19 protein-coding genes are annotated in these 21,066 nt (G+C 64.7%); 6 read left to right on the forward strand and 13 right to left on the reverse strand.

From position 1 onward, the window contains the following. Window positions 1-109: 109 nt before the first annotated feature. Both znuB and znuC read right to left on the reverse strand, forming a co-directional pair. On the reverse strand, window positions 110-898 hold the full coding sequence (znuB, locus tag CGX12_RS06585) for a zinc ABC transporter permease subunit ZnuB (protein WP_094039098.1): 789 nt from the start codon (window positions 896-898) through the stop codon (window positions 110-112). After that, window positions 888-1,625: a zinc ABC transporter ATP-binding protein ZnuC gene (znuC, locus tag CGX12_RS06590; protein WP_094039099.1), complete on the reverse strand. Its 738-nt coding sequence runs from the start codon at window positions 1,623-1,625 to the stop codon at window positions 888-890. The genes znuB and znuC overlap by 11 nt, the downstream gene beginning before the upstream one ends. Window positions 1,626-1,711: 86 nt before the next feature. Here znuC and znuA point away from each other — a divergent pair, with 86 nt between their 5' ends. Both znuA and mepM read left to right on the forward strand, forming a co-directional pair. Further along, window positions 1,712-2,677 (forward strand): zinc ABC transporter substrate-binding protein ZnuA, encoded by a 966-nt coding sequence (znuA, locus tag CGX12_RS06595; RefSeq protein WP_094039100.1) that lies wholly within the window; start codon window positions 1,712-1,714, stop codon window positions 2,675-2,677. Between the two features lie 192 nt (window positions 2,678-2,869). Then, on the forward strand, window positions 2,870-4,216 hold the full coding sequence (gene mepM, locus CGX12_RS06600) for a murein DD-endopeptidase MepM (protein ID WP_094039101.1): 1,347 nt from the start codon (window positions 2,870-2,872) through the stop codon (window positions 4,214-4,216). 73 nt (window positions 4,217-4,289) lie between these two features. Here mepM and hemE read toward each other — a convergent pair whose 3' ends face one another. After that, entirely contained in the window at window positions 4,290-5,357 is a 1,068-nt protein-coding gene (gene hemE / locus CGX12_RS06605) for a uroporphyrinogen decarboxylase (protein WP_094039102.1), read from the reverse strand. 197 nt (window positions 5,358-5,554) lie between these two features. On the opposite strand from hemE, the gene rsd reads away from it, so the two are divergent. Both rsd and CGX12_RS06615 read left to right on the forward strand, forming a co-directional pair. Next, complete coding sequence (gene rsd / locus CGX12_RS06610) at window positions 5,555-6,019, forward strand: sigma D regulator (protein WP_094039103.1); 465 nt, start codon at window positions 5,555-5,557, stop codon at window positions 6,017-6,019. 12 nt (window positions 6,020-6,031) lie between these two features. Continuing rightward, window positions 6,032-6,397: a PilZ domain-containing protein gene (locus tag CGX12_RS06615; RefSeq protein WP_094039104.1), complete on the forward strand. Its 366-nt coding sequence runs from the start codon at window positions 6,032-6,034 to the stop codon at window positions 6,395-6,397. Here the strand turns inward: CGX12_RS06615 and radA are convergent. Further along, window positions 6,394-7,761, reverse strand: coding sequence for a DNA repair protein RadA (gene radA / locus CGX12_RS06620; protein WP_094039105.1), 1,368 nt, complete (start codon window positions 7,759-7,761; stop codon window positions 6,394-6,396). The genes CGX12_RS06615 and radA overlap by 4 nt on opposite strands. A gap of 71 nt (window positions 7,762-7,832) precedes the next feature. Between radA and CGX12_RS06625 the strand changes: the two genes are divergently transcribed. Then, window positions 7,833-10,109, forward strand: a complete 2,277-nt coding sequence (locus CGX12_RS06625) for a PilZ domain-containing protein (RefSeq protein ID WP_094039106.1) — start codon at window positions 7,833-7,835, stop codon at window positions 10,107-10,109. Here the strand turns inward: CGX12_RS06625 and serB are convergent. Then, entirely contained in the window at window positions 10,060-11,037 is a 978-nt protein-coding gene (serB, locus tag CGX12_RS06630; protein ID WP_094039134.1) for a phosphoserine phosphatase SerB, read from the reverse strand. The genes CGX12_RS06625 and serB overlap by 50 nt on opposite strands. 117 nt (window positions 11,038-11,154) lie before the next feature. Between serB and CGX12_RS06635 the strand changes: the two genes are divergently transcribed. Further along, complete coding sequence (locus CGX12_RS06635; protein WP_094039107.1) at window positions 11,155-11,700, forward strand: hypothetical protein; 546 nt, start codon at window positions 11,155-11,157, stop codon at window positions 11,698-11,700. Here the strand turns inward: CGX12_RS06635 and deoD are convergent. From deoD to CGX12_RS06675, 8 genes are all read right to left on the reverse strand, one after another. After that, window positions 11,692-12,411 carry a purine-nucleoside phosphorylase gene (gene deoD / locus CGX12_RS06640; protein ID WP_094039108.1) on the reverse strand — a complete coding sequence of 240 codons (720 nt, stop codon included), beginning with the start codon at window positions 12,409-12,411 and terminating at the stop codon, window positions 11,692-11,694. The two genes, CGX12_RS06635 and deoD, sit on opposite strands and share 9 nt — an antisense overlap. 336 nt (window positions 12,412-12,747) lie before the next feature. Next, a complete protein-coding gene (locus CGX12_RS06645; protein WP_094039109.1) occupies window positions 12,748-13,974 on the reverse strand; it encodes a phosphopentomutase in 1,227 nt (408 codons plus the stop codon). Further along, window positions 13,971-15,302 (reverse strand): thymidine phosphorylase, encoded by a 1,332-nt coding sequence (deoA, locus tag CGX12_RS06650; RefSeq protein ID WP_254918227.1) that lies wholly within the window; start codon window positions 15,300-15,302, stop codon window positions 13,971-13,973. Before deoA ends, CGX12_RS06645 begins: the two co-directional genes overlap by 4 nt. Further along, a complete protein-coding gene (gene deoC, locus CGX12_RS06655; RefSeq protein ID WP_094039111.1) occupies window positions 15,302-16,075 on the reverse strand; it encodes a deoxyribose-phosphate aldolase in 774 nt (257 codons plus the stop codon). The genes deoA and deoC overlap by 1 nt, the downstream gene beginning before the upstream one ends. Before the next feature lie 297 nt (window positions 16,076-16,372). Beyond that, window positions 16,373-17,653, reverse strand: a complete 1,281-nt coding sequence (locus CGX12_RS06660; protein WP_094039112.1) for a NupC/NupG family nucleoside CNT transporter — start codon at window positions 17,651-17,653, stop codon at window positions 16,373-16,375. Window positions 17,654-17,819: 166 nt separating this feature from the next. After that, entirely contained in the window at window positions 17,820-18,587 is a 768-nt protein-coding gene (locus CGX12_RS06665; protein ID WP_094039113.1) for a TatD family hydrolase, read from the reverse strand. 106 nt (window positions 18,588-18,693) lie between these two features. Continuing rightward, window positions 18,694-19,941, reverse strand: a complete 1,248-nt coding sequence (locus tag CGX12_RS06670) for a urate hydroxylase PuuD (protein WP_094039114.1) — start codon at window positions 19,939-19,941, stop codon at window positions 18,694-18,696. 427 nt (window positions 19,942-20,368) lie between these two features. Next, window positions 20,369-20,935, reverse strand: coding sequence for a tRNA-uridine aminocarboxypropyltransferase (locus tag CGX12_RS06675; protein ID WP_094039115.1), 567 nt, complete (start codon window positions 20,933-20,935; stop codon window positions 20,369-20,371). Window positions 20,936-21,066 lie beyond the last annotated feature (131 nt).

The raw sequence follows: 21,066 nt of genomic DNA on the forward strand, positions 1-21,066 counted from the left end.
CCAAGATGTCGCCCGCGCTGTTCGGCGGCAGCGGCAGATGTGAATAAGGAGCAGAGCAGGAGGAACTGCCGGCCCTGCGGGAGCGGGTGCACCTTGCGCTGGAGCGGGGCTAGCCCCGCTTCGGCATCAGTTGGGAGAGCAGGAACAGGCCGGCGGCCACCACCACCACGGAAGGGCCGGCGGGGGTGTCGTGGCTGACGGACAGCTGCAGCCCCCCCACCACCGACAGCATGCCGAGCCCCATGGCATAGAGCGCCATCTGCTCCGGGGTCCGGCTGAAACGACGGGCGGTGGCGGCGGGGATGATCAGCAGCGAGGTGATGATCAGCGCCCCCACGAACTTCATCGCCACCGCGATCAGCACGCTGATCATCAGCAACAGCAGCAGCTTGAGCGCCTCCACCCGCACCCCTTCCACCCGCGCCAGCTCCTCGCTGACGGTAATGGAGAGCAACTGGCCCCAGTACCGGCGCAGGATCAGCAGCAGCACCAGGCCACCGCCGTAAATCCAGTACAGGTCCACCGGCTGGATCGCCAGCAGATCCCCGAACAGGTAGGCCATGAGATCGACCCGCACATTGTCCATAAAGGCCAGGGACACCAGGCCGAGGGACAGGGCGGTATGGGCCAGGATGCCCAGCAGGGTGTCGGTGGCCAGCCAACTGGCCCGCTGCAACGCCGCCAGCAGTACCCCCAGCACCACGCAGGCCACCAGCACCGCCAGGGTCAGGTCGATATGCAGCAGCAGGCCCATGGCCACCCCCAGCAGGGAGGAATGGGCCAGGGTATCGCCGAAATAGGCCATGCGCCGCCACACCACGAAGCTGCCCAGGGGACCGGCGAGCACGGCAATGCCCAGCCCGGCCAGGAGGGCGTAAAGCAGAAAACTATCCCACATGGCGGACGTCCCCGTGATGTTCGTCGTCGCAGGCGTGATGGTGGGTATACACCGCCAGTTGCGTCAGTTCGGGCCGGCCGAACAGGCGGGCGAACTCCGGATGGCGGGCCACATGCTCCGGCTCCCCATGGCAGCAGATGTGCTGGTTCAGGCAGATGACCCTGTGGGTGCTGGCCATCACCAGGTGCAGATCGTGGGACACCATCAGCACCCCGCAGTGGAGCTGGTCGCTGAGCTGCTTGATCAGGGCATAGAGTTCGGTCTGGCCGTGCACGTCCACGCCCTGGGCCGGCTCGTCCAGGATCAGCAGTTCCGGCTCCATCATCAGGGCCCGGGCCAGCAGGATGCGCTGCATTTCGCCGCCGGACAGCGCCTGCATGCTCCGCTCCGCCAACCGCTCGGCCCCCACCCGGGCCAGCGCCTGGGCCACCGACAGCCGGCGCCCGTGGGACAGGCTCATAAAACGGGCCACCGTCAGCGGCAATACCGGATCCAGGTGCAGCTTCTGGGGCACATAGCCGATGCGCAGCCCCGGCTTGCGCCACAGCTGACCCCGGCTGGCCTCGCACAAACGCAGCACCAGCTTGACCAGCGAACTCTTGCCGGCCCCGTTGGGGCCGACGATGGTCAGGATCTCGCCGCGATGCAGGGTCAATGAAATCCGTTCGAGAATGATATTGCCGTCGGCTTCCAATCCGACGTCCGTCAGTTCCACCAGCTTGGTCATGCTTAGCGCCTTTACATCTCTATTTGTAATATTATAACATTGCCGGCTTGCCAAACTCCATCACTAGAGGTATAGGGATCCGAGCCATGAGAGCCTTATTGTTGCTGGCGTTGCCCCTGCTGTTCAGCAGCCAGGTCCGCGCCCTGGAAGTACTGACCACCATCAAGCCGCTGCAACTGATCGCCAGCGCCATCACCGATGGCATGAACGAGCCCGAGCTGCTGCTGGCCCCGGGTACCTCGCCCCACGATTACGCCCTGCGCCCTTCCGACGTGCGCCGCCTCAACCAGGCCGACCTGGTGGTCTGGGTCGGTCCCGAGCTGGAAGGCTTCCTGACCCCGCTGCTGGCCGGCAAGGACAACAGCCTGGCGCTGCTGGCACTGGTCGAGCCCGAAGGCCATGAAGATCACGACCACCAGGAGCAGGACGGAGAGCACCATGAGCATCATGACGAGCACGATCACCAGGATGAGCATCATACCGGTAAAATCAGTGTCGAGGAGCAGGATGACGACCATGAACACGATCATGGCGACAAGGATCCCCATATCTGGCTGGATCCCCACCATGGGGAGCGCATCGCCACCCTGCTGGCCGACCGCCTGAGCCAGCTGGATCCGGCCAATGCTGATCTGTATCAACGCAACCTGGCCACCTTCCGGACAGAATTGGCAAAAACCGACAGCGCCGTGGCCGAACGGCTGGCTCCGGCTCGGGGCAAGGGCTACTTCGTGTTCCACGACGCCTACGGCTACTGGGAAGATCACTACCAGTTGCCGGCCCTCGGCCATTTCACCGTCAACCCGGAGCGGGCCCCCGGCGCCCAGACAGTGGCGCGCATCCACCAGGCCCTGCGGGAGGCCCAGGCCGAGTGCGTCTTCGCCGAGCCCCAGTTCCGTCCCGCGGTGGTGGAAGCCGTGGTGCGCAATACCCAGGCGCGGATAGGGATACTGGATCCACTGGCAACCGACATAGCGGCCGGTCCCCGGGGTTATTTCGCATTTATGCAACAGATGGCCGCGGCCATGGCCGGATGTTTACTCAATGAATAATAAAAATTTGAAATAAAATTCGGTACACTGTGGAACTTTCATACCATGGGGTACACTAACCATGGTGGCCCGCCTAAGCGGGCCATTTCGTGATAAAAAGCCGACCGCTTTATTATCTTTGGATCCATGCCTGGATAGATAAAGCGGTTTTTGCATGCACAGTTTAGCAACCAACAGGCACAGGTAATCCGGATGAATCCTCTCCGCCCGATACAAACCAAACTGCTGGGAATACCGACGCAACTGCCCAAACGGCACCTCTACGGTATCATCTTCCTGAGCGGCCTGACCCTGACCACGGCGGTGATGATGCCCTCCCCCAACGAGCTGGCGGAACAGCCGATCAGGATCAGCATCCCCGCCAGCCTGAACCTGCCCAAGGAAGCCCGGGAGCAGGTCAACAACACCGAATTCTATACCCTGCCCAACGACGAAATCGGCCCGCTGGAGCCGGTGGACGCCCTGGATGTCATCGCCGCCGGCGAACCCGAGTGGCAGGAATACGTGGTGCAGCGGGGCGATACCCTGAGCACCATCTTCAACGGCCTGGGACTGCCCATCGCCACCATGTACAAGCTGCTCGATGCCGACAAAGAAAGGGCCCTGGACGGACTCAAGCCGGGCCAGACCCTTTCTTTGCTGATCGATGAAGACAACCTGCTGCAGGAATTCAAGATCCAGCAGGATCTGATGCACAGCCGCCTCTTCGTGCGCAACGGGGACAACTACCGTAGCCAGCTCCAGACCGAGGAGAGCAACTGGGAAAGCCGCACCCTGGGCGGTGTCATCAACGGCAGCTTCTATCTCAGCGCCCGGGACGCAGGCCTGTCGCCCAGCCAGATCCAGCGGGTGGCCAACCTGTTCCAGTGGCGGCTGAACTTCGCCCGGGATCTGCGCCAGGGCGACAGCTTCAAGGTGGTGGTGCAGCGCGAGTTCGTCGACGGCCAGAGCACCGGCAAGTCCGAGCTGCAGGCGGTGCAGATCACCAACAAGGGCAAGAGCTATCACGCCTTCCGTCATGAGGACGGCAAGTTCTACGACGACAAGGGCGAGAGCCTGGAGCGGGGCTTCGTGCGCATCCCCCTGGAGCGTAACATCCGCATCAGTTCCAACTTCAACCTGACCCGCAAGCATCCGGTCACCGGCCGGGTTCAGCCGCATCATGGCACCGACTTTGCCGTGCCCATCGGCACCCCCGTCATCGCTCCCGGCGACGGCGTGGTGGTCAAGGCCACCCGCCATCCGCTGGCCGGCAACTACCTGGTGATCCGCCACGGTCGCCAGTACACCACCCGCTACCTGCACCTGAGCCGCTTCCTGGTGAAGGAAGGGGATACGGTCAAGCGCGGCCAACGCATCGCCCTGTCCGGCAACACCGGCCGCTCCACCGGCCCGCACCTGCATTACGAATTCCACGTCAACAACAGGCCGGTGGATCCCATGCAGGTCAAGCTGCCCATGGCCGAAGGCCTGAGCGGTGCCGAGCGTCGCACCTTCCTGAGCAGGGTGGAGCAGTACAAAAAGGAATTCGCCGGCTAACGGCATCCATCACCCGCAAAAAAAAAAAGCGCCCTAGGGCGCTTTTTTTGATTCCGGCTCAATGACAGCCCACTCAGCCCTGGTGGTAGGGCCGTGACAGGCGGTGCACCGCCTCGACAAAGGCACCGGCGTGCTCCGGCTCCACGTCCAGGTGGATGCCGTGGCCCAGGTTGAACACATGGCCCGAGCCCTGGCCGAAGCCTTCGAGTATGGTCGAGACTTCCTGCTCGATGCGGGGAATGGGGGCGTAGAGCATGGAGGGGTCCATATTGCCCTGCAACGCCACCTTGTCGCCCACCCGGCGCTTGGCGTCGGCGATATCGATGGTCCAATCCAGGCCCACGGCGTCACAACCGGTGGCGGCGATGGCCTCGAGCCACTGGCCGCCATTCTTGGTGAACAGGGTCACCGGCACCCGTCGCCCCTCGCTTTCCCACACCAGGCCATCGACGATCTTGGCCATGTACTGCAGCGAGAAGTCCTTGTAGTCGCGCGGCGTCAGCACCCCGCCCCAGGTATCGAAGATCATCAGCGACTGGGCGCCTGCGGCCACCTGGGCATTCAGGTAAGAGGTCACGCTGTCGGCCAGCTTGTCGAGCAGCAGGTGCAGGGCCTGGGGCTCGGCGTACATCATCTTCTTCACCTTGGTGAAGGCCTTGGAGCTGCCGCCCTCCACCATGTAGGTGGCCAGGGTCCAGGGGCTGCCGGAAAAGCCGATCAGCGGCACTTCACCCTTCAGCTCGCGGCGGATGGTGCGCACCGCGTTCATCACGTAGCCCAGCTCCCCTTCCGGATCGGGCACGCCTATCTTCTGCACGTCGGCCAGGCAGGCGACCGGACGCTCGAATTTGGGGCCTTCGCCCGCCTCGAAGTAGAGGCCCAGGCCCATGGCGTCGGGAATGGTGAGGATGTCGGAGAACAGGATGGCGGCGTCCAGCGGGAAACGACGCAGCGGCTGCAGGGTCACCTCGCAGGCCAGCTCGGCGTTCTTGCACAGGGCCATGAAATCACCGGCCTGGGCCCGGGTCGCCTTGTATTCCGGCAGGTAGCGGCCGGCCTGGCGCATCATCCATACCGGGGTGTAGTCTACCGGCTGGCGTAAAAGGGCACGTAAATAGCGATCATTCTTGAGTGTGTTCATCCCGTCGTTCCGGATCAGGTGGCAAATTGGCCGCATTGTACCACCAGACGGGGAAATCGGGAAAACCGGCTGCCGGCTCCGCCGCCCACAGAATGGGGAGCCAGCGCCCAAGTTGCCGCTGCCGCTATTGACCACCGGGGATCTTTTCTTTACTTATACTTCATCAACACCTGTCCAGGCAGCCCACGGAGGGAAACATGCTCAGGAAAATGGAACAGACCAAGGCGCAGTTGGCCGGCAAGCATCACGCCCTCGACGCCTTTATCAATGCCCGCCAACACCTGCTGGTGGAGTACATCCGCCTGTCCACCAACAAGACCCTGCCCTCCCAGGCGGAACTGGAAGAATTTTGCGGACAACTGGTCGACTATGTTTCCGCCGGCCATTTTGAAATCTACGATTATGTGGTGGCGGCCTATGAAGCGGCCAAGGGCAACGCCCGCCTGCTGGCCGAGCGGATTTATCCGCGCATCAAGCAGAATACCGACGAGGCGCTGAACTTCCACGACAAGTACAGCCAGGCCGACGAGGACACCCTGCTGGAGCTGGATCAGGATCTTGGCCACCTGGGCGAAGTGCTCGAAGAACGCTTCGAACTCGAGGACAGGCTGGTCTCCGCCATCGCCCTGGTCGACCATCTGGATACCGGCCAACCCGCCTGACGAGGAGTCACCATGACCGAGCGCAGACTGTTTTCCCGTATCGGCTTCCGGGCCAAGGCCTGGCTGCTCGACGCCACCGGCCATCAGCACCACATACTGGTCCGGGATCTGTCCCTGCACGGCGCCCTGCTCGCGGTGGCCGATGACTGGGCCGGGAAAAACGGCGACGAATTCGAACTGCTGCTCGACCTGGATGGCCACGGCCAGCGCATCGTCATGCAGGGGCGTCAGCGCCACCACCACGGCAGTTGTATCGGGCTGGAGTGCCGGCGCCTGGACATCGACAGCGCCGCCCATCTGCGCCGGCTGGTGGAGCTGAACCTGGGCAGCGACGAGCTGCTCCAGCGCCAGTTTGCCCAACTGGTAAACGAGGACTAGAGCGCCGCCAGCGCTTCTTCCAGCTTCTTCACCGCGATCACCTCCATGCCCGCCGGCGCCTGCTTGGGCCTGTTGGCCCAGGGCACTATGGCCCGGGTAAAACCGTGCTTGGCCGCCTCCATCAGCCGCTCCTGGCCCGAGGGCACCGGCCGGATCTCCCCCGACAGCCCCACCTCGCCGAACACCACCAGCTCTTTGGGCAACGCCTTGTCACGAAAGCTCGACACCAGCGACAGCAGCAGGGCCAGGTCGGCGCTGGTGTCCTCCACCCGCACCCCGCCCACCACGTTGACGAACACATCCTGATCCGCCATCTGCATGCCGCCGTGACGGTGCAGTACCGCCAGCAGCAGCGCCAGCCGGTTGTGCTCCAGGCCCACCGTCACCCGTCGCGGGTTGGCCAGCTGGGAGTAATCCACCAGCGCCTGCAGCTCCACCAGCAGCGGCCGGGTGCCTTCCCAGATCACCATCACCACCGAGCCGGTGGTCTGCTCCTCGCCCCGGCTGAGGAAGATGGCGGAGGGGTTGTTCACCTCCTTCATGCCGGTCTCGGTCATGGCGAAGACCCCCAGCTCGTTCACCGCCCCGAAGCGGTTCTTGTGGCTGCGCAGGGTGCGAAAGCGGTTGTCGGCGGCGCCGTCGAGCATCACCGAACAGTCGATGCAGTGCTCCAGCACCTTGGGCCCGGCCAGGGTGCCGTCCTTGGTGACGTGGCCCACCATCAGGATCACCACTCCCTGCTGCTTGGCGAAGCGGGTCAGCTGGGCCGCCGCTTCCCGCACCTGGGACACTGAGCCCGGCGCCGACTGCACCTCGGCCACGTGCATCACCTGGATGGAGTCGATCACCATCACCGCCGGCTTTTCCTCCCGGGCCACCTGGCAGATCTGCTCGACGCTGGTTTCCGACAGCATGCGCAGCTTGTCCCGGGGCAGGTTCAGCCGCTGGGCCCGCATCGCCACCTGCTGCAGGGATTCCTCGCCGGTCACGTACAGGGTCTTCATCCGGCCCGCCAGGCCGCACATCACCTGCAGCAAGAGGGTGCTCTTGCCGGCGCCGGGATTGCCGCCGATCAGGATGGCCGAGCCGGGCACCAGGCCACCGCCCAGCACCCGGTCCAGCTCCTGAAAGCCGCTGTGGATACGGGGGATCTCGGTCAGGGCGATCTCGTCCAGGGTCTGTACCTTGTTGTCCAGGGCCCCGGCATAACCGGAAAAGCGACTGTTGCGGCTGGCCGCGGAAGCGGGCGCCAGCCGGATTTCGCTGATGGTGTTCCACTCCTTGCACTCGGAACACTGCCCCTGCCAGCGGGGAAACTCGGCACCGCATTCGCCGCAGACGAAGGCGGTTTTGGACTTGGCCATGCTGTCTCACTCATTCGTTAACGAGCTGATATACTGGCCCAAGTCTTTTGCTCACTCAACCCGAAGCCAAGATGGATCTCAGTCCCTACAAGTCCCTGCTCGACAAGCTGGTGCCCCTCAGTTACCACCAGGATCTGGACGTACTGGTGGATCACCTGCTGCCCGAGGCCGACCAGGCCACCCGCTTCCACTTGCAGGCGGAAGTCCGCCGGCTCACCAGTCCCTGCCTGCGGGTGCTGGATCTGCGCAGCCTGTTTCCGGATCAGTGCCGGCTGGTACGCCACCATGGCCTGGACCACATGCTGCCGGCATCGCTGGAAGCGCGCTTCACCAGCCTGCTCGACGACTACCACGGCGACTACACCCGCGGCCTTTACGAAACCCTGATCGCCGAACTGGCCGCCCTGCGCAAGCAGCCCTCCCGGCTCAACACCCTGCCCTGGTACCTGCCCACCATGGGCACCCGCCGCAAGGAAAACCGGCTGCGCTTCGTCACCCCGGTACTGCTGCACCTGGGAGAAGAAAGGCTCAGGGCCAACAGCCTGGATATCTCGGCGGGCGGCCTGCTGGTGCACCTGGCCGAGCCCAGGCCGCTCCCCGAACAGCTGCCGGTGTCCTTTCCCGAGCTGGCCCATCAGCCGGGGCTCGGCTGCCTGGCCACCCCCAAGCGCTATCGCCTGACCCCGCAGCCCGAGGATCCCCGCCGGCTCAAGATGCAACGCATCGAAGACGACGCCGGCTGGCAACAGGCACTGCAGCAGTTTGTCGATCAGAGCCGCCCCCGTTACGGCCTGGACGCGGAAGATCTCTACACCACGGCGCTGGCCCAGTGCTGGGGCCAGGCCCTGCTCGAAACCAGCCTCAGCCTGTCGTTGTTCTTCGATGAAGCGGGGGAACTGCAGGAAGTGATGGCCAATCGCCACGGCCACAAGACCCTGGCCCAGTGGCAACAGGCCAGCCCCGGCGATCTGCTGGGCACCCTGCTGCCACCCGAACGGATACTGAAAATGGGTGGCCAGCCCCGGCAACCGCTGCTGCTGTACAGCTTTCGTCACCAGGGCAAGAGCCAGCCCTATTACTTCGTGGCGGATCAGCACGAGCTGGAGCAGCAACAGGCCTATTCGGCCTTCGTCAACGAGGGACTGAGGGCCGGCACCCTGCACAGCTACTACCTGAGCATCCGCCCCCTGACTTTTGCCGACCAGGCGTTCGACACCCTGGATCAGCAGGGTCTGGCCCGGCTGCAGCGCCTGAAATGGCATCTCTGGCTGACGCCCATGCCGGCCCTGCCCTCCCCGGTCTCGGGCGAAGTCCAACTCCAACAGCTGGCACCCTTTATCCGCAATGCCCGGCCCCGACCGGTCACCCTTACACCCCTGGGGCTGCAGGCCTCCAAGCGGCAGGAAGCCCGCTTCAAGTACCAGAGCGAAGTGGAACTGAACCTGGGAGGAAGGACGATACGGGGCCAGACCGAGGATCTGTCGAACAGCGGCCTCAAGATCACCCTGACCCAGCCCGAGCGGCTCGACCTGCCCTGCCTGGTGGGCGTCAGCCTCACCGAGCTGGGCAAACGCAGCCGGCAATGGAAGCTGAAGGAACTGCCCTACCGGGTGGTGAACCAGAGCGGAGACGGCAAGGTATTGCACCTGCATATCGAAGGGGCGAGCGAAGCGCACCCGGGCTACCAGTTCTTTTCGGCCCTGCTCGAGCAGAACCAGGACAAGCTGCGCGCCCGGCCGGACACCCATCACAAGCCGGCCTGGCTGACCTGGCTCAACCGCCAGGCCCTGCAACAGCCGCCCTCGCCCACCTTTATGCTGGGCCGCAACGACGGTGGCTTCTATGTGCAGGGCGCCATCGCCTGCCTGGCCCAGGAGGCGCTGATGTCCTTCCTGTCCAACGAATACCGGCAGGCCCACTTCAGCCGGCTGGTTTCCCGCCAGTTGCTGCAGTCGATGATCACCAGCCTGCTGCGACCGGACGGAAGGAGCCACCTGACGATGGAAATCTGGACCGCCAGCGCGGCAGAGGATCCCGACAAGCACTGGCTGCTGGTCGATCCCGATGCCGAGCGGCGCGCCCTGCTGCTGGAGCCCCGCTATGCCGGGGAGCTGCGGGTATCCTTGCTGATCCTCAACCGGCTGCAACTGCGCCAGGTAGACTATGCGGTGCCCGAACGGGACAGCCTGACCCAGGCCGCCCTGCACAAGACCCAGCAACTGGAGCAGCAGCTGGCGGAGCTGGCCGCCCTGTGCCAGGTGTTCGACATCACCGGGCTGGTGCGCCGACGGCAGTGCCTCAACGGGCCTGCAGCAGCCCCAGCACCCCTTCCAGGCTCAGCCGGTTGAGGCAGACCGGCGCCTTTTCCTGCACCAGGGGCTTGGCATGCAGCGCCACGCCCAGGCCGGCCTGGGCCAGCATCAGCAGATCGTTGGCCCCGTCGCCGACGGCCACGGTCTGGCTGATGGGAATATTGTGCTCATGGGCCAGGTTGACCAGGATGTTGGCCTTGGCCTCGGCGTCGACGATGGCGCCCAGCACCTCGCCGGTCAGCCTGCCGTCGCGGATCTCCAGGGTATTGGCGAAGACGGCGTCCAGCGCCAGGCGCTCCTGCAGGTGGCAGGCGAAGGGGGTGAAGCCGCCGGAGGCGATGGCCACCTTCCAGCCCATCTGCTTGAGGCCGGCGATCAGCTCGGTCAACCCGGGCATCAGCGGCATCATGCCGATGACCTCATCGATAATGGCGGCATCGGCGCCGGCCAGGGCCTTGACCCGGCGACGCAGGCTCTCGGAAAACGGCAGCGCCCCTTCCATCGCGGCCCGGGTGATGGCGGCCACTTCCTCGCCCACCCCGGCCAGGCGGGCGATCTCGTCGATGCATTCGATCTGGATGGCGGTGGAGTCCATGTCCATCAGCACCAGCCCCGGCTGATCGGCCCTGGGCAGGGCCGGTACGCAGGCCAGATCCCAGTGTGCCGCCACCTGCTGCAGGCGCGACTTCAGCAGCGGCGACCAGGTCGACAGGCGCAGGCTCAGCAGATCCCGGCCGGCCACCGCCTTCACCCCGGACAGCTCCACCTCGACCCCTTCCTCGTCCAGGATCTGCAGGCTGTGGTGCAGGGCGGTCTTGTCCAGTTGCTCCGCCAGCAGGACCAGATGCCCGCCGTGGCTGTCGAGCCGTCCCGGCGTCAGGCGCCCCTGCTGCCAGAGGTGGGCGCCGGAGGCCAGCGTCGGCGTCCAGTCGCGGACCCGCTCGGGTAATACATCCATTAACAGTGCCACTTGGGATTCCTTCAATTCACAAAACACAAAAAACCGGCGCTCAGGGTAGCGTATTGCTTTTTCGCCAGGCAAGGGACAATATTGGCCGCTATGCGTAAAAAGAGCCCTTTCATGTCCAAGTCCCTGATCCCGCTGCTGGTCGTGCTGCTGCTGGCGAGCGCCGGCTGGCAACTGGCACAAGTGACCGAGCTCGGCCAGCGCTGGCGGCAACTGCCCCAACGCTCCCTGGCCGAGCCGCTGGCGGACTATGCCCAGCTCCAGGCGGTACGCGCCCTGCTCACGGAAGACGGGGACAGCCAGCAACAGCTGGTGGATGAACTGGTCAGCGCCGGCCTGGTGGTGTCGGTGCAACTCTATGACGGCGGCGGCCGGCTGTTGGCGGAGGCGAGCAGTGCCGCCGACGGCGACACCCTGGCCTATATCCGGCCGCTGTACCACGAGGAGCGGCCGTTGGGCTTTCTGCACCTCAGCCTGGAACCCTCGCTGCTGACCAGCCTGCAAAGCGGCATCTGGCACCAGTTGCAACGCCACCTGGGCTGGCTGCTGCCCCTGTCTCTGCTGCTCGGGATCCTGCTGGGACTGGGATTCGGCCGCTGGCGCGGCCGGTTCAAACGGCAGGAGGCGGAAGGCCCGCCTCCCGAAGGAAGTTCAGGCTGAGTCGCCCAGCAATACTGACTCCAGCGCCACTTCCATCATGTCGTTGAAGCTGGTCTGGCGCTCGTCGGCGCTCAGGGCCTCGTGGCGCAGTATGTGGTCGGACACGGTGCAGATGGTCAGGGCCCGGGCGCCGAACTCGGCGGCCACGCCGTACAGGCCCGCCGCTTCCATCTCCACCCCGAGGATGCCGTAGTCCTTCATCAGCTGGAACAGATCCGCCTGGGGCGAGTAGAACAAGTCGGCCGAGAAGATGTTGCCCACCTTGACCGGCACGCCCTTGGCCCTGGCGGCCGCCACCGCGTTGGCCACCAGCTCGAAGTCGGCGATGGCGGCGAAGTCGTGATCCTTGAAGCGGATGCGGTTGACCTTGGAATCGGTGCTGGCGCCGAGGCCGATCACCACGTCGCGCAAGTTGACGTCGTCGCGCACGGCACCGCAGGAGCCGATGCGGATCAGGGTGTTCACGTCGAACTCGGTGATCAGTTCCTTGGCGTAGATGGATACCGAGGGGATGCCCATGCCGTGGCCCATCACCGAAATCCGCCGGCCCTTGTAGCTGCCGGTGAAACCGAGCATGTTGCGCACCTTGTTCACCAGCTTGACGTCGGACAGGAAGGTGTCGGCGATGTACTGGGCGCGCAGCGGGTCGCCGGGCATCAGCACGGTATCGGCGAAATCGCCGCGTTCGGCGTTGATATGTGGAGTAGCCATAATATTCCTCGTTAATCTTGTCGGTTACATCAAAACTGAAATCATTGCTGCCGCACCGCGGCCACTGCTGTTACCTCTTTCAATCCCCGCCGCGGCCCGAGGGTAACGTCGGCAAGCGACACCGACGCTCCGGGGAAGGACAAAGGGTGCTGTTCTGCCGACCCTCCGCGCCAGGGATGGCGCGGCGGAGCCCCCAGGGGGCGAGCTTGCTCGCCGTGACGAGCGGTTCCGGCCTGACCGAGCATCCAGTGAATGCTCGCAGCAGGTCGAAACAGCGAGTATCAGGACCCACGGCGTGTCGGCGGAACAGTGCGCTTTGGCCGAGTACACCAGATATCAAACAGGCCCTAAAAACGACTTGCCGTAATCCATCGGGCTCAGGCCGAAATAGGCCGCCAGGGACTGGCCGATATCGGCAAAGGTCTCGCGCCCGCCCAGGGAGCCGGCGGCGAGGCCGCCGCCCAGGCAGATCACCGGGATATGCTCGCGGGTGTGATCGGTGCCGGTCCAGGTCGGGTCGCAGCCGTGATCGGCGGTCATGATCAGCAGATCATCCGGCTGCATGATGGCCAGCAGCTCGGGCAGACGGCGATCGAAGGCCTCCAGGGCGGCGGCGTAGCCGGTCACGTTGCGGCGGTGGCCGTAGCTGGAGTCGAAGTCGACGAAGTTGGTCATGACGATGGTATCGTCGCCGGCCCGCTTCACCTCCGCCAGGGTGGCGTCGAACAGCTCGTCCAGGCCGTTGGCCTTGACCTTGCGGGTGATGCCGCAGTGGGCGTAGATGTCGGCAATCTTGCCGATGGACACCACCTCGCCGTTTTTCTCCTCCACCAGCTTCTGCAGCACGGTCGCGGCCGGCGGTTCTATGCTGTAGTCGCGGCGGTTGCCGGTGCGCGCGAAGTCGGCGGCGCTCTCCCCCTTGAACGGGCGGGCGATAACCCGGCCGATGTTGTAGGGCATCAGCAGCTCGCGGGCGATCTCGCACAGTTCATAGAGCCGTTCCAGGCCGAAGCTGTCTTCGTGGCAGGCAATCTGGAACACCGAGTCCGCCGAGGTGTAGCAGATGGGCTTGCCGCTGCGCACATGCTCCTCGCCCAGTTGCTCGAGGATGGTGGTGCCGGAGGCGTGGCAGTTGCCGAGAATGCCCGGCAATTTGGCCTTCTCCACCAGCTCGTCGATCAGCACCTGGGGGAAGCTGTTTTCGGTGTCGGTGAAATAGCCCCAGTCGAACAGCACCGGCACCCCGGCGATCTCCCAGTGGCCGGAGGGGGTGTCCTTGCCGGAGGACAGTTCCCGGGCATAGCCGTAGCTGCCGGTCACCTCGGCGGGCAGGGTGACGCCCTCGGCCACCCGGCCGGTGCTCTCGGCATGGGCGTGGAACAGGCCGAGCCGGCCCAGGTTGGGCAGCCGGAGCGGCCCCCGGCGGCCGTTGTCCGCCTCGCCCCGGGCACAGACGGCGGCGATGTGGCCCAGGGTGTCGGCGCCTTCGTCGCCGAAGCGGGCGGCATCGGGCGCGGCGCCGATGCCGAAGGAATCCAGTACCAGTACTATTGCGCGTTTCATGCTACCTCCTCGGGGCGGATCACGTCGTAGACGCTGCGGGGCGCCTCTTCCCGTTGCTCGCCCAGCACCATGGCGCGGCGGACCTGTTCGGCCGCGGCGGCATAGTCGTCTTCATTGCGGGCATGGACGATGGCCAGCTCGGTGCCGACCTCGACCCGGTCGCCGATGCCGGCGATGGCGGTCAGGCCGACACTGTGGTCGATGACGTCGTCGGCCCGGCGGCGCCCGCCGCCCAGCCCCACCCCCGCCATGCCGATGTCGCGGGTGTCCATGTCGATGATATAGCCCTCCGCCTCGGCCAGCACCGGGCGGATCACCGGCGCCGTCGGCAGGTGGCGCTCGAAGCCGGTGAGGATGTCGGTCGGGCCGCCGAGCCCGGCCACCATCCGCTCGAAGCGTTCGGCGGCGGCGCCTGAGCTGAGCGCGCCGTAGAGCTTGCCCCTGGCGTCGCTTTCGGTGTCGGCCAGCCGGCCCGCCAGCAGCATTTCCACCGCCAGCGCCTCGGTCACCTCATAGAGGCGGCCCTGGCGGATCTCGCCTTTCAGCATGGCGATGGCCTCGGCCACTTCCACCGCGTTGCCGGCGCAGCTGGCCAGCACCTGGCTCATGTCGGTGAGCAGGGCCGAGGTGGGGGTGCCGGCGCCGTTGGCCACGGTGACGATGGCTTCCGCCAGTTCCCGCGACGCCGAGGCGGTCGCCATAAAGGCGCCCGAGCCCATCTTCACGTCCATCACCAGGGCATCCAGGCCACAGGCCAGCTTCTTGCCGAGGATGGAGGCGACGATCAGCGGAATGGACTCGACGGTGGCGGTGACGTCCCGCACCCCGTACAGCCGCTTGTCGGCGGTGGCCAGGCTGCCGGTCTGGCCGATGATGGCCACCCCCACCTCCTGCACCAGCCGGCGGAAGTCGGCGTTGGAAGGCATGATGTTGTAGCCGGGAATGGACTCGAGCTTGTCCAGGGTGCCGCCGGTGTGACCCAGGCCGCGGCCAGAGATCATGGGCACATGGGCGCCGCAGGCGGCCACCCAGGGCCCCAGCACCAGGGACACCAAATCCCCCACCCCGCCGGTGGAATGCTTGTCGAGTACCGGGCCGTTCAGGCCCGCGCCGGACCAGTCCAGCACCTCGCCGGAATCGCGGATACCCAGGGTCAGCTGGATGCGCTCGTCGTCGTTCATGTCGTTGAAGTACACCGCCATGGCGAAGGCGCCGATTTGGCCCTCACTGATACTGCCGTCGGCGATGCCCTTGACGAAGAAGGCGATCTCCTCGGCACTGAGGGCCTGGCCGTCGCGTTTGTGGCGGATGATTTCCTGGGGCAGCATCAGTAGCCTCCTTCGGCGGCACCCTTGTCGCTTTCACCCAAGGTATGCAGCAGGTTGGCCAGCAGGCTGGAGGCGCCGAAGCGGAAGTGCCTAGGATCAACCCAGTTGGACCCCATAATGCTGGCCGCCAGCGCCAGGTATTCCGCCGCTTCCTCGGCGGTGCGCACGCCGCCGGCGGGCTTGAAGCCGATGTCCTTGCCACTGTCGCGGATCACCCTGAGCATGATGTCGGCGGCCTCCAGGGTGGCGTTGACCGCCACCTTGCCGGTGGAGGTCTTGATAAAGTCGGCGCCGCCCTCGATGGCCAGCTCGGAGGCGCGCCGGATAAGCGCCGGCGCCTTGAGTTCGCCGCTTTCGATGATCACCTTGAGCAGCACCTCGCCGCAGGCGGCCTTGCAGGCGCGCACCAGTTCCAGGCCGCGTTGTTCATCGCCGGCCAGCAGGGCACGCCAGGGGAAGACCACGTCCACTTCGTCGGCGCCATAGGCGACGGCGGCGCGGGTTTCCCGCACGGCGATCTCGATGTCGTCGTTGCCCTGGGGGAAGTTGGTGACGGTGGCGATCTTCACCTGGCCTTCCACCCCCAGTTCGCGCAGGGTCTTGCGGGCCACGGGAATGAAACGCGGGTAGATGCAGATGGCGGCGGTGTTGCCGGCCGGGGTGACCGCCTGTTGGCACAGGGCGATCACTTTGGCGTCGGTGTCGTCGTCGTTGAGGGTGGTCAGATCCATCAGGCCCAGGGCCTGGCGGGCTGCGGTTTGTATGTCTGTCATTTGCTTCTCCAGTCTTCACTAGGTGTGAACGAGCGGACTTGGTTCCTTGAAGACAGTTTAAATCCGTTTAACCGCAAATAGGGGCGGCCGACATATCCGGTTGTTGCTGATACCTGCCGAGCAAGTCGGCCAAAGGGCCAACTCCGCCGACACGCCGTGAACCCATCCATGGGGGCTCCGCCGCGCCGTCCATGGCGCGGAGGGTCGGCGGAGCCGTTCCCTTTGGCCTCTCCGCCAACCGGCAGTGGCTGCCGGGTGACTCATCAACAGACCGGGGAAAGGGCTCGCCTAATCCTTTTACAGTGCCGCCAGGGCCAGGAAGAAACCGGCGATGGTGGCGGACATCAGGTTGGACAGGGTGCCGGCCAGCACGGCCTTGAGGCCGAAGCGGGCGATGTCGTGACGGCGGTTCGGCGCCATGCCGCCCAGGCCGCCGAGCAGGATGGCGACGGAGGACAGGTTGGCGAAGCCGCACAGGGCGAAGGAGATGATGGCCTTGGTATGGTCGGACATCACCTGGCCGGTGCCTTCCACCAGCAGTTCGTTGCTGAGGTAGGGGGCGAAGTTGATGTAGGCCACGAATTCGTTGACCACCAGCTTCTGGCCGATGAAGGAGCCGGCGATGGTGGCTTCTTCCCAGGGCACGCCCAGCAGGAAGGCCAGGGGCGAGAACAGCCAGCCGAGCAGCAGTTCCAGGCTCAGGTTGTCCATGCCGACCCAGCCGCCGACGCCGCCCAGCATGCCGTTGATCAGCGCGATCAGGCCGATGAAGGCGAGCAGCATGGCGCCCACGTTCATGGCCAGCATCATGCCGGAGGTGGCGCCGGCCGCGGCGGCGTCGATGATATTGGCGGGCCTTTCCTCTTCCGGAATGTCGGCGTTGACCCTGGACTCGTCCACCTCGGGGGTTTCGGTCTCGGGCATGATCAGCTTGGCGAACAGCAGGCCGCCGGGGGCCGCCATAAAGGAGGCGGCGATCAGGTATTCCATGGGTACGCCCATGGAGGCGTAGCCGGCCAGCACCGAGCCGGCCACCGAGGCCAGGCCGCCGCACATTACCGCGAACAGTTCAGAGTCGGTCATCTTGGAGATGAAGGGACGCACCACCAGCGGGGCTTCGGTCTGGCCCACGAAGATGTTGGCGGTGGCGGACATGGACTCGGTGCGCGAGGTGCCCAGCACCTTCTGCAGGGCGCCGCCCAGGATGCGGATCACCCACTGCATGATGCCCAGGTAGTAGAGCACGGCGATCAGCGAGGAGAAGAAGATGATGACCGGCAGTACCCGCAGGGCGAAGATAAAGCCGAGGCCGCTGGAGAAGGCGGCGTCGCCCACCAGGCCGCCAAACAGGAAGCCCATGCCGTCGTTGGCGAAGGCAATCACCTGGGACACGCCGGCGGAGATGGACTGCAGTATGTCCTTGCCCACGGGCACGTAGAGCACGAAGGCGCCCAGGCCGGCCTGGATGGCGAAGGCGCCGCCCACGGTACGCAGCCGGATGGCGCTGCGATTGCTCGAAAACAGTATGGCAATCAGGATAAGCGTCGCCATCCCCACCAGACTCATGATCAACGTCATAGTTCTATCCTTTAGTAGCAGCGGAAAACAAAGGCCCGACAGTCATTGTCAGTTGGGCGGGATTATACGAGTTCGCTCTCAACAGAGTAGGAAAAGGGCGGCAATTTTCGAGCAAAAAGGCAATAAAATTATGATTTTTAGAACGAAAACGTTTTTCTTGGGGCGCTCAGGACCAGCCGAACAGCCGTTCGACATTGGCTTCCAGTTGTGCGGCCAGCGACTCGGGCTCCTCGCCGCGCAGCTCGGCGAGCGCGGCCAGCACCAGGGGCAGGCGGGCGGGGTGGTTGGGCTGGCCCTGAAAGCCGCACAGGGGCATGTCGGGGGCGTCGGTTTCCAGCACCAGGGCGTCCGCCGGCATGGCGGCCAGGGTGTGGCGGGTCTTGCTGGCCCTCGGATAGGTGATGGTGCCGCCCACCCCGAGGTGAATGCCGAGCGCCCAGAAGGCCTGCGCCTGTTGTAGGGAGCCGGAAAAGCCGTGCACCACCCCACCCTTGGGGGGATGGCGGCGCAGCCATTTCAGCAGGGTGTCGTGGCTCTTGTGGCTGTGCAGTATCACCGGCAGCGCCCGCTCCCGGGCCAGCCTTAGCTGGAACAGCAATGCGGCTTCCTGCTCCGCCAGGGGCAGTGGGATGGCCGCATCCAGCCCCATCTCACCCAGGGCGACACAGCGGTGATCGGCCTGCTCCAGGGCCGTTACCAGCCGCCCTTGCCAGTCGGCGGACGCTCGCGCCACCCACCAGGGATGCAGCCCCAGGGCGTAATGCACGCCCCCCAGCCCGGCGCAGAGGGCCGGCAGCCGTGGCCACTGGGCCTCTTCCACCCCGGGGATCACCAGGCGGTGCACCCCCAGCGCGTTGGCCCGTTGCCAGTGGCCCGGCCGGTCGTCGTCGAAGGCGGCAAAGTCGAAATGGCAGTGACTGTCGGTCAGTTGCATGAAATCCGGCGAGAAGGAAGGCATGGGCCCAGCTTAGCCACTTCCCCGGAAATGGCAAAGCCCGCATGACGCGGGCTTTGCCAGGGGGTGATCACCGGGGAGAGGCTTAGTTGCCGCTCCAGGCCGCGATCAGGGCCCGCTCTTCGTCGGTCATCTGGGTCATGTTGCCCAGGGGCATGTAGCCACTGGCCACCACCTGTTTGACCTGGTTGGCCAGGATCTGGGTCTGCTGCTCGGTCTCCAGCATCATGCCGGCGGGGGCGGAGGCGAAACCGGGCTGGGTCGGCTGGGCCGCGTGGCACTGCACGCAGCGGGCTTCCATGATGCCCTGTACCTGGGCCAGGGTGACCTCGGGAGCAGCCTGTACTTCGGCGCCTTCGGCCACTTCACCGGAAACCGGCGCAGAGACCGCGGCCGGGGCCCGGCTGACGGGCGCGGCAATCCACACCACCGCCAGGATCAGCAGCACCCCCACCGCCGGATAGGCCGGCTTGTGCTGGCCGGAGTGCATCAGCACGAAGTACTGACGGATCAGGGCGCCGGCAAAGATGAACAGCGTCATGATCACCCAGGCCTGCGGGTGGTTGTAGGTGAAGGAGTAGTGGTTGCTCAGCATCAACAGCAGCACCGGCAGGGTGAAATAGGTGTTGTGCACCGAACGCTGCTTGCCGCGCTTGCCGTCGATCGGGTTGGGCGTTTCACCGGCCTGCAGGGCTTTCACCATGCGGCGCTGGCCGGGAATGATCCAGAAGAACACGTTGGCGGACATGGCGGTGGCCATGACGGCGCCGGTGATCAGGAAGGCGGCCCGACCGGAGAAGATATGGGAGCTCAGGTAGGCGACCGCCACCATCATCACCGCCACGGCGATACTGAGCACGCCATCGCGCTCCATGTTGGGACTGATGCGCTTGCACAGCTCGTTGTACACTATCCAGCCCGAGGCCAGGAACACCAGGGCCACGACGTTGGCCTGCCAGCCGGTCATGCCGGCGGCCCACTCCCAGGGGGAGTTGGGGTTGACCAGGTAGAAGCTCGGCTTGGTCATGTACAGCAGGGCGAACAGGGCAAAGCCCGACAGCCAGGTGGTGTAGGACTTCCAGAACGACCAGTGCAGGTCGTCCGGCAGCTTTTCGGGGCTGGTGGCATACTTCTGGTTGTGGTAGAAACCACCGCCGTGCACGGCCCACATCTCGCCGAACACGCCTTTCTTCTTGCATTCTTCCGACTTGGGCGGCTTCAGGCCATTGTCCAGCATCACGAAGTAGATGGACTCACCGATCCAGGCGACGGCGGCAATGACGTGCAGCCATCTCAGCAACAAGTTACCAAATTCCAGCAGATACGCTTCCATGGTATTACCTTCTCTGTTTCATATTTATTACTTAGACCCTAGCGCATCGAAACAGATGCCCTGCCTGCTTGGGCGGGAGCTGAGACCACATGCGCTGCCTTCTTGGTAAAACTGTATACACTTTAAAATTTAAAATGTTGACAATTTGTGGTTTGATTTTTTTCAATTATATGATGTTTGTCAATGTTATTTAACAAGAAATTTCTTGCCAAAGCCGGTACCATCCCGGCCAGCAGAGGGGAGATTGACTTAAAAAACATATAAATCAAAGAGATAAAAAATCATCTTCAAATCCTCACCGGCTCTCGTGTCCTGACGGTGCCGGCGGTTTCAGCTCGGGGGCTGAGTACCGTAGCCGAAACAGTAGCAGCAAGGTACTGTACGATAAGCTGTATACATGATGCCACCCGGACAGGGCGGGACAGGCTCAGTGCTCGTCTCCCCGGCAGGCTTGATACGACCGGAACTGCGCCACCCTGGCCTCCAGCAGCCGGTGCAGGGGCGCGGGATCGAAACCGGGCGACAAGCGATCCAGCACATGGGCCAGGCTTTCCAGGGTGGACAGCGCCTGGCCGCCCGGTCCCTTGCGGATGGTGTAGCGGCCCGCCGGCGCCCGGCTGAAGCTGAGCCTCGGCAGATGCTGCAGCCAGGGATTGAGATGGAGCAGGCGGCGGCTCTTGCGCCAGGTACCGTCCAGCACGATCAGCCCCGCTACCGGCACGTCCGGGCCCGGCCCGCCATCGTCCAGATCAACCGCGTTCCCACCGGGATACAGCAACCACCAGTTCCCCGGTGGGGGCGCCATGGTTTCCGCCACCTCGATCCTGAGTCCACTCAGGCCCAGTTGCAGCAAGGGCACCGTGCTCTTGGCATGCCTCGCCTCGGAAGGATGCTGCAGCACCACCACCGGCAGGGGACAGGGCTGGCGGTGCACGGCGGCGCACAGGCAGGCATTCTGCGGCAAACGGCAGCCGCGGCAGTATGGGCGGGGCATGGGGCGAGGCCTGTTTCTTGATACAAAGGGCGGATCATAGCGGCAAGCGGCGCCGGCTTGAACCCGCCAGCACATCAGATTTTGTTAATAAAGCTTTTGTTGATTGACACTTTTTTAACCAGGGCATAGAC

The sequence above is a fragment of the Zobellella denitrificans genome, from assembly GCF_002237365.1.
Lineage (GTDB): Bacteria > Pseudomonadota > Gammaproteobacteria > Enterobacterales > Aeromonadaceae > Oceanimonas > Oceanimonas denitrificans.